This window comes from Winogradskyella sp. (assembly GCF_965656915.1).
In the GTDB taxonomy this organism is placed as follows: domain Bacteria; phylum Bacteroidota; class Bacteroidia; order Flavobacteriales; family Flavobacteriaceae; genus Winogradskyella.
This window is the reverse complement of sequence record NZ_CBFHMI010000085.1, coordinates 1-7,902: the sequence shown is the minus strand read 5'-3', so window position 1 is coordinate 7,902 and position 7,902 is coordinate 1. Positions and strand designations below refer to the sequence as shown.

Here is a 7,902-nt window from a genome sequence, read left to right as displayed (position 1 = left end):
ATTCTTTCTCTAATTCTATCATTGAATCAGTATAACTAGAATCTATTGCAGGAATAAAAAAACGGGTAACATTAGCATCTATGGCTCGTTTAATCATTTCTATTCGGTCATCCTCAAAAGCTTCACTATATAAATGTGTGTGTGTATCTGTAATTATCATTCTGCAAAAGTAATTGTTTAGATGATTATATTTACACAAATTGTAAAAATGGAAACGTTAAAAGACTTCCTTATAAATAAAGGGTATTCTAAGATTAAATTAAAACTCACAAAAACCAATCACTTTGAAATTAAAGCTACTATAAACGGAACAAAAGGACGGTTTATTTTAGACACCGGAGCCTCAAGTAGTTGCGTTGGTTTTGAAGCTATTGATCGTTTTAACTTAAAAGTTAAAGATTCTGAAATTAAAGCTGTTGGTGCTGGAGCATCAGATATGATTACCAAAGTATCTAGTTCAAACCTTGTAAAGATTGGAAAATGGCAAAAAAAGAGCGTTGCTTTAATACTTTTTAATTTATCGCATGTCAACAATGGTCTCATTAATCATAACGCAGATCCTGTAGATGGAATAATTGGTGCTGATATGCTTAAGAAAGGGAAAGCAATAATTGATTACCAAAAAAAACACCTCTATTTAAAGCTCAATGAAATTCCAAAAAAATAAAGAATCTTAGTATCTTCACAATTCCCTTAGAGAATTAATAGCAACATGAACCCAACCATAATTATTGCAGACGACCATCCTTTGGTGTTAAAAGGTCTCCAAGACTATTTAGACGAAAACAACTACAATGTTTTGGCAAGTGCTAAAAATGGAAAACAGGCTCTTGCATTAATTAAGGCTCATGCGCCAGACATTGCTATTTTAGATATAAAAATGCCTTTTTATACTGGGTTAGAAATTGCTAAAAAATGTAGAGATTCTAAACTACCAACTAAAATCATATTAATTACCTTTGAAAAAGATGAATTGATTTATAACAAGGCTAAATCATTAGATGTTTTTGGTTACGTATTAAAGGAATTTGCATTAGATGAAATCAACAATTGCATTGCATCTGTTGTAAAAAACAAACCTTATTTTAGCCCAGAATTAATTTCTTATTTAAAAGCAAATAATCCACCTGAAAAATTAAAGACACTCACAGAGTCAGAAAGAAAAGTTCTTAAGCTCATTGCAGACAATAAAACTGCCAAAGAAATAGCAAAGGAGCTATATATCTCTTCGAGAACCGTAGAAAAACATAAAAGTCATATCAGAACCAAACTTGCACTAGACTCAAAATCAGCTAGTTTATATTTATTCGCAAAAGAAAATTCGATATATCTGTAAAAATACGTAGTTCTACGTATAGTATTGCTTTAAAAAAAATTGCAATTTTACATCAGCTATTAATCAATGCCTCAAATTAAGTTCAAAAAGCTCTGAACTAAATATTACTTCAGAGCTTTTTTAAAATATGTACTATGCAATCATTAAACAATAACACAGAAAAAAAAGATAAACTATTTATTGCACTACTTATAGTAAGTTCAGTAATAGTCATATCAGCCAATGTAGCTGTTATTTTTTTTAGTTAATTTTAGTTAGTTGCTCTTTGTTAGTTAGAGTAAAAAAGCGCATTTTCAATGAAATTGCGCTTTTTTAATTTGTCTTTTTTATGTAATTACATTTCCAACGCTTTCTTAGGATTATTATCCATAAGTAGCTCAACTGGATTTTCTAAAGCCTCTTTTACTGCAACCAAGAATCCTACAGATTCTTTTCCATCAATGATTCTGTGATCGTAGGACAAGGCTACATACATAATAGGTCTTATTTCAACTTTTCCTTCAATAGCAACTGGTCGCTCCACAATATTATGCATTCCTAAGATACCACTTTGTGGAGGATTAATAATTGGTGTAGATAACATACTTCCAAATACCCCACCATTAGAAATAGTAAATGTACCGCCAGTCATTTCATCTACCGTGATTTGTCCATCGCGAGCCCTTATTGCCAATCTCTTAACTTCTGACTCAACACCTCTAAACGATAAATTTTCAGCATTTCTAATAACTGGCACCATAAGACCTTTTGGTCCTGAAACTGCAATACTAATATCTACAAATTCATAAGTTAACATTTCTTTTCCATCAATCATAGAATTAACCGCAGGATATAGCTTTAATGCTCTTACGACTGCTAAAGTAAAGAAACTCATAAACCCAAGACTTACACCATGCTTTGATTTAAAATCTTCTTTGTATTGCTTACGTAAATCAAAAATTGGAGACATATCAACCTCGTTAAACGTGGTTAACATGGCTGTGGTGTTTTTTGCTTCAACTAAACGCTCCGCTACTTTACGACGTAACATAGACATTTTACTACGAGAAGTACTTCTATTTCCTCCTGTCGGAGTTCCCATTGAAGGAACGGCATTAACCGCATCATCTTTAGTTATGCGACCATCCTTACCTGTTCCAGCAACAGAACTAGCTTCAATTCCTTTTTCAGCCAATATCTTTTTAGCTGCTGGACTTGCTGTTCCGGTAGCATAGGTCTTATCAGCAGGGTTAGGAGCTTTTTCTCCTGTATCTGGTGTTTGCTCTTGCTCCTTCTTTAATTTTTCTGCGACATTCTCATCGTTGCCTCCTTCATCACCACCTTTATAGGTTGTAGAAGCATCAGCTTCAGGTTCTGCGCTAGTATCAATTAAACAAACTACGGCTCCTACTTCAACAGCATCACCTTCTTCAGCTTTTAGTGTTATGGTACCACTAGCTTCTGCAGGTAATTCTAAAGTTGCTTTATCACTATCTACCTCAGCAATAGCTTGGTCTTTCTCTACATAATCTCCGTCTTGCACTAACCACTCTGCAATTTCTACTTCGGTAATTGATTCGCCTGGTGAAGGCACTTTCATTTCTAAAATCATGGGCTTTATTATATTTAAGCTCTAATTCGAGTTAGTTTTATTTCTGTTTTCTCTGATTGTTTTTTGTTTTATCAAAAACGTAATCAATAACTTGTTGATGTCTTATTTTTGAACGTATTGAACTCCCTGCTGCAGGTGCGCCATAAGGTCTTCGACTCGCTGACCTCCACGCTTTGGCTTCATCTATATGCATTAAAATATGGCTATAAGCTCCCATATTTCGAGGCTCTTCTTGTGCCCAAACAACATCATCAGCATTATTGTATTTCTTTAAAATTGCTCGTATTTGTTCTGCTGGTAACGGAAATAATTGCTCAATTCTTACCAAAGCAACATCTTCTCTTTCTTGTTTCTCTTTTTCCTCTAATAAATCGTAATAGAATTTTCCTGTAACAAAAACCAAGGTTCGTACGTTGGTTGTTTTAGCGGTTTCGTCATCAATAAGCATTTGAAAGCTACCATTAGCAAAGTCATCTACAGTAGATACTACTTTTGGATGACGTAACAAACTCTTTGGTGTAAATACAATAAGCGGTTTTCTAAAATTAGCCTTCATTTGTTTACGTAGCAAATGAAACATATTGGCTGGTGTGGTACAATCTGCAATAAACATATTATCCTTTGCACACATTTGTAAATAACGCTCCATACGACCAGATGAATGCTCAGCACCTTGACCTTCATAACCATGAGGCAACAACATTACTAAACCATTTTGAGTCTTCCATTTGTCTTCACCAGAAGATATATACTGGTCAATCATAATCTGAGCTCCATTACTAAAATCACCAAACTGTGCTTCCCAAATAGTTAACGTATTTGGACTTGCCATGGCATAACCATAATCAAATCCAACAACTCCATATTCTGATAGTAATGAATTATAGATATTGAATCGACCTTGCTCTTTAGAGATTCTATTATGTAAGATAATTTCTTCTTCGCTATCCTCTACTTTAACAACGGCATGTCTATGAGAGAATGTCCCTCGTTCTACATCCTGACCTGAAATTCTAACATTATAACCTTCAAGCAACAAAGAACCATAGGCTAAATGCTCAGCCATTGCCCAATCTAATCGATTCTCATCGAACATGGTTTGTCTTGATTCAATTAAACGCTGAATTTTTCTAATGAATTTTTTATCCTCTGGAAGATTAGAAATTACTTTAGTGATGTCTTTTAAAACGTTCTTTGAGACCTTAGTGTCTACAGGTTTCATCATAACATCTTCAGCAACTCTAGTAAATCCTTCCCATTCTTCCTGCATAAACGCAGTAATTTCAGTCTTGTCTTCTTTTCGAGAATCTTCTAATTTTTCTTCAAGTTGTGCTTTGTATTTGGCCTCAATATGTTTAATATATCCTTCATCAATGACTCCTTCTTTTATAAGTCTTTGCGCATATATATCTCGTGGGTTTTTATGCTTGGCTATTGCTTTATATAATAATGGTTGTGTAAATTTAGGTTCATCACCTTCATTATGACCATATTTTCTATAACCTAATAAGTCAATAAAAACATCTCTTTTGAACTGCATTCTAAAATCTAATGCAAACATTGCTGCATGCACTACTGCTTCAGCATCATCAGCATTGACATGTAATACTGGAGATAAGGTTACTTTACCAACATCAGTACAATACGTACTTGAGCGCGCATCTAAATAATTGGTTGTAAAACCTATTTGATTATTAACAACAATATGAATGGTGCCATTAGTTTTATAACCATCTAACTTTGCCATTTGAACGACCTCATACACCAATCCTTGTCCTGCAATAGCTGCATCTCCATGCACCACTATTGGTAAAACCTGAGATGCATTTTCGATCTCATTTTTGTCTTGCTTGGCTCTTGTAATACCTTGAACTACTGCTCCAACCGTTTCTAAGTGAGACGGATTCGGTGCAATATTGAGATTAATTTTTAAGTTATTGTAGGTTTCTCGGTTACTTGTCCATCCCAAGTGATATTTAACGTCACCATCAAACACCTCTTCTTCGTAATCTTTTCCATCAAATTCACTGAAAATATCTTTAGCAGATTTTCCAAATATATTTGTTAAGGTACTTAAGCGTCCTCTGTGTGCCATACCCATAACAAATTCTTTTACTCCTTGGTCTGCTGCTTTTTCAATGATAGCATCAACAGCAGGAATAAGAGATTCATTACCTTCTAAAGAAAATCGTTTTTGACCGACGTATTTTGTATGTAAAAACGATTCAAACGAAACCGCCTGATTTAATTTCTTAAGAATGTATTTTTTCTCATCCTTTGTAAATTTGGTGTGATTGTCATTGACGTTAAGTTTATTTTGAATCCATTCAATCTCTTCAGGTTTTCTTATATACATATACTCCACACCAATAGAATCGCAATAAATACGTTCTAAATGATCTATAATATTTTGTAATGAAGCTGTTTTTAGCCCAATAATTTCGCCAGCAGAAAAAACAGTATTTAAATCTTTTTTTGAGAGTCCAAAATTTTCAATTTCTAGTGGTGGTGCATATTTACGTCTTGCTCTAACCGGGTTAGTCTTTGTAAATAAATGACCTCTATTTCTGTAACCATCGATTAGTTTTACAACCTGAAATTCTTTCTGTAATTGTTCTGGGATTTGAGTAGAAACCCCGTCAATAATTTCTCCTTCTAATCCATAGCTTTCCGACCCAAAATCGTAACCTTGAAAAAAGGCACGCCAACTTGGTTCTACGGAATCAGGATTTTTTAGGTATTGGTCATACAAATCGGCAAAATATGCCGTGTGTGCTGCGTTGAGAAAGGAATATTTATCCATTACTTTTTTTGAGCCGTTGTCGTTTCAACAAAATTTTTTCAAAAATACAACTTTTGCCAAATATAGATGCGGATTTATTATATTTATAACAATTAGAAAACCAACAATTATCAAGATGATAAATTTGAACTTAACTTATTTAAATAAAATAGTAATTCTCTGTTTTTTAATAGGCTCCATTACATTATGCTCAAATTCTCAAGATAATTCTAATAACGACAGTTTCTGGAAAAACGTACAGTTTGGCGGTGGTATTGGGCTTAATTTTGGTGATGGCTTTTTTAGTGGCGCTTTGGCTCCAGCAGCGATTTACAGACATAACATCTATTTATCCACAGGTGTTGGGCTTAACTTTCAATATAGCTCTCAGCGCGATGTCTTTAAATCTACAGTTATTGGAGGAAGTGTTATTGGTCTTTTTAATCCCTACAGAGAACTACAAATCTCTACTGAGTTTGAACAATTATATGTAAATAGAGATTTTGACGAACAATTTGTCTCTAATGTTGATGATAGTTATTGGTATCCAGCATTATTTTTAGGTGCTGGTTATCGTAGTGGTAATATAACTTTTGGAATTCGTTATGATGTTTTATATGATGAAGATAAGAGTATTCAAAACCAAGCCTGGATGCCATTTGTTAGATTTTGGTTTTAAGAAAACCTAGCCTTATACCAAACCTTTTGCCATTCGCGCTGAAGAATTAGAAACGTAACATCTTCTGATAGTTTTATCACATCATCACCATCTAGTGATCTAATTTTTAATTCTGAAACATCAACTTGATACAATAAATTTAAGTAGTCTGAAAATTTGTTCTGAATCAGATGAAAAACGGTTTCCTGAAGTACCAACTTTAAGCTCGTCGGTAAAGTTTCTTCATCAAATTCTAAATCGATGTTCGCCAAGACTAAATCTTTATTTAGCTGTAAAATAAGCTTATTATATAGATGTAATGAAGTAGCTTCGGAGATTAATTCTTCAAAATTAGTTGGTAAAGACATTATACGCGTCTATTCATTAATTGCTCGCCAAATAGTCTTAATAGCTGTTTTTTATCTTCAGAAATATTTAAAGCTTCTAAAACCCTAAAGGCTTTGTTAGTGTAATCTTTAACTGCATTTTGAGTTGCATCTGAAGCACCAGAGTTATTAAACATGGTTTTAACTCTACTCACCTTATCCTCATCTGAGATTGAATTGTCAGAGATAGTTTGGATTAAATCAGATTGCTCATCTGAAGAACCAAGTTCTAAAGTTTTTAAGTATAAATAAGTCTTTTTGTTTTCCAAAATATCTCCACCAACTTGCTTTCCGAAGGTTTCAGGATTTCCAAAAGCATCTAAATAATCATCTTGTAATTGAAATGCTATCCCTAAATAACGTCCAAAATCGTAAATCGCATTTTGATTGTCTTCTGATGCTCTGGCAACAATGGTTCCCATTTTCATGGCTGCACCAACTAATACTGCAGTTTTGTATTCAATCATTTTTAAATACTCTGGTATAGTAACATCGTCTCTGGTTTCAAAATCAATGTCATATTGCTGACCCTCACAAACTTCTAAAGCCGTCTTACTAAATAGCTGAGCTAATGCCTGAAAAACGTCAGGTTCATAATTTTCAAAAAGCTGATAAGCTAAAATTAGCATAGCGTCACCAGAGAGAATTCCTGTGTTTAAATCCCACTTTTCGTGAACTGTTTTTTTGCCACGTCTAAGTGGTGCATCATCCATAATATCATCATGAATTAATGAAAAATTATGAAAAACCTCAACAGATAATGCGGCATCTAGAGCAGCTTTTGTATTACCACCAAATATATCTGTTGTCATTAAAGTTAAAACCGGTCGTAAGCGTTTTCCTCCAAGCTTTAATATATAATTAACAGGTTCATATAAATTCTTAGGCTCTTTTTCTACTGCGAAAGCTTCTAAATATTCTATAAAAGACTTCTGGTAAACTTTTATGTTTTGCATAAGACAAAAATAAGACTTTGCGCCAATTTAAAGCTAATGTTACCTGTGTTAAAAAATTATTAAAACTTTGGAAACTTTTATTGTTTTTAAAGTTTCCATTGTTACATTTGCAGCCTGTTATGCGAGAAAATATTTTACATAAGTCATCAGATTTGTTTCTTACACTTGGTTTTAAAAGTGTAACAATGGATGA

Annotated in this window: 7 protein-coding genes and 1 pseudogene; 3 read left to right on the top strand and 5 right to left on the bottom strand. The window is 33.5% G+C overall.

Annotated elements, in window-relative coordinates; genetic code table 11:
• Nucleotides 1–160, bottom strand: a pseudogene (locus ACTG3Y_RS12935) (TatD family hydrolase); the annotation flags it as partial.
• 48 nt (nucleotides 161–208) lie between these two features.
• On the opposite strand from ACTG3Y_RS12935, the gene ACTG3Y_RS12930 reads away from it, so the two are divergent.
• Together ACTG3Y_RS12930 and ACTG3Y_RS12925 are read left to right on the top strand one after the other, a co-directional pair.
• Complete coding sequence (locus ACTG3Y_RS12930) at nucleotides 209–667, top strand: retropepsin-like aspartic protease (RefSeq protein WP_439153339.1); 459 nt, start codon at nucleotides 209–211, stop codon at nucleotides 665–667.
• Nucleotides 668–712: 45 nt separating this feature from the next.
• Complete coding sequence (locus tag ACTG3Y_RS12925) at nucleotides 713–1,336, top strand: response regulator (protein WP_439153338.1); 624 nt, start codon at nucleotides 713–715, stop codon at nucleotides 1,334–1,336.
• A 334-nt stretch (nucleotides 1,337–1,670) separates the two neighbouring features.
• Here ACTG3Y_RS12925 and odhB read toward each other — a convergent pair whose 3' ends face one another.
• Both odhB and ACTG3Y_RS12915 read right to left on the bottom strand, forming a co-directional pair.
• The gene (odhB, locus tag ACTG3Y_RS12920; protein WP_439153337.1) at nucleotides 1,671–2,927 is read right to left on the bottom strand and encodes a 2-oxoglutarate dehydrogenase complex dihydrolipoyllysine-residue succinyltransferase; all 1,257 of its coding nucleotides are present in this window, start codon (nucleotides 2,925–2,927) and stop codon (nucleotides 1,671–1,673) included.
• A gap of 37 nt (nucleotides 2,928–2,964) precedes the next feature.
• Nucleotides 2,965–5,730, bottom strand: coding sequence for a 2-oxoglutarate dehydrogenase E1 component (locus tag ACTG3Y_RS12915; protein WP_439153336.1), 2,766 nt, complete (start codon nucleotides 5,728–5,730; stop codon nucleotides 2,965–2,967).
• A gap of 115 nt (nucleotides 5,731–5,845) precedes the next feature.
• On the opposite strand from ACTG3Y_RS12915, the gene ACTG3Y_RS12910 reads away from it, so the two are divergent.
• Complete coding sequence (locus ACTG3Y_RS12910) at nucleotides 5,846–6,388, top strand: alpha-ketoglutarate decarboxylase (RefSeq protein ID WP_439153335.1); 543 nt, start codon at nucleotides 5,846–5,848, stop codon at nucleotides 6,386–6,388.
• Here ACTG3Y_RS12910 and ACTG3Y_RS12905 read toward each other — a convergent pair.
• Together ACTG3Y_RS12905 and ACTG3Y_RS12900 are read right to left on the bottom strand one after the other, a co-directional pair.
• The gene (locus ACTG3Y_RS12905) at nucleotides 6,385–6,735 is read right to left on the bottom strand and encodes a hypothetical protein (protein WP_439153334.1); all 351 of its coding nucleotides are present in this window, start codon (nucleotides 6,733–6,735) and stop codon (nucleotides 6,385–6,387) included. The genes ACTG3Y_RS12910 and ACTG3Y_RS12905 overlap by 4 nt on opposite strands.
• Nucleotides 6,735–7,709, bottom strand: coding sequence for a polyprenyl synthetase family protein (locus ACTG3Y_RS12900; RefSeq protein WP_439153333.1), 975 nt, complete (start codon nucleotides 7,707–7,709; stop codon nucleotides 6,735–6,737). The genes ACTG3Y_RS12905 and ACTG3Y_RS12900 overlap by 1 nt, the downstream gene beginning before the upstream one ends.
• Nucleotides 7,710–7,902 lie beyond the last annotated feature (193 nt).

Coding starts and splice junctions, on each gene's coding strand:
- ACTG3Y_RS12930 (WP_439153339.1), top strand. CDS start 209: ATGGAAACGTTAAAAGACTTCCTTATAAATAAAGGGTATTCTAAGATT.
- ACTG3Y_RS12925 (WP_439153338.1), top strand. CDS start 713: ATGAACCCAACCATAATTATTGCAGACGACCATCCTTTGGTGTTAAAA.
- odhB (WP_439153337.1), bottom strand. CDS start 2,927: ATGATTTTAGAAATGAAAGTGCCTTCACCAGGCGAATCAATTACCGAA.
- ACTG3Y_RS12915 (WP_439153336.1), bottom strand. CDS start 5,730: ATGGATAAATATTCCTTTCTCAACGCAGCACACACGGCATATTTTGCC.
- ACTG3Y_RS12910 (WP_439153335.1), top strand. CDS start 5,846: ATGATAAATTTGAACTTAACTTATTTAAATAAAATAGTAATTCTCTGT.
- ACTG3Y_RS12905 (WP_439153334.1), bottom strand. CDS start 6,735: ATGTCTTTACCAACTAATTTTGAAGAATTAATCTCCGAAGCTACTTCA.
- ACTG3Y_RS12900 (WP_439153333.1), bottom strand. CDS start 7,709: ATGCAAAACATAAAAGTTTACCAGAAGTCTTTTATAGAATATTTAGAA.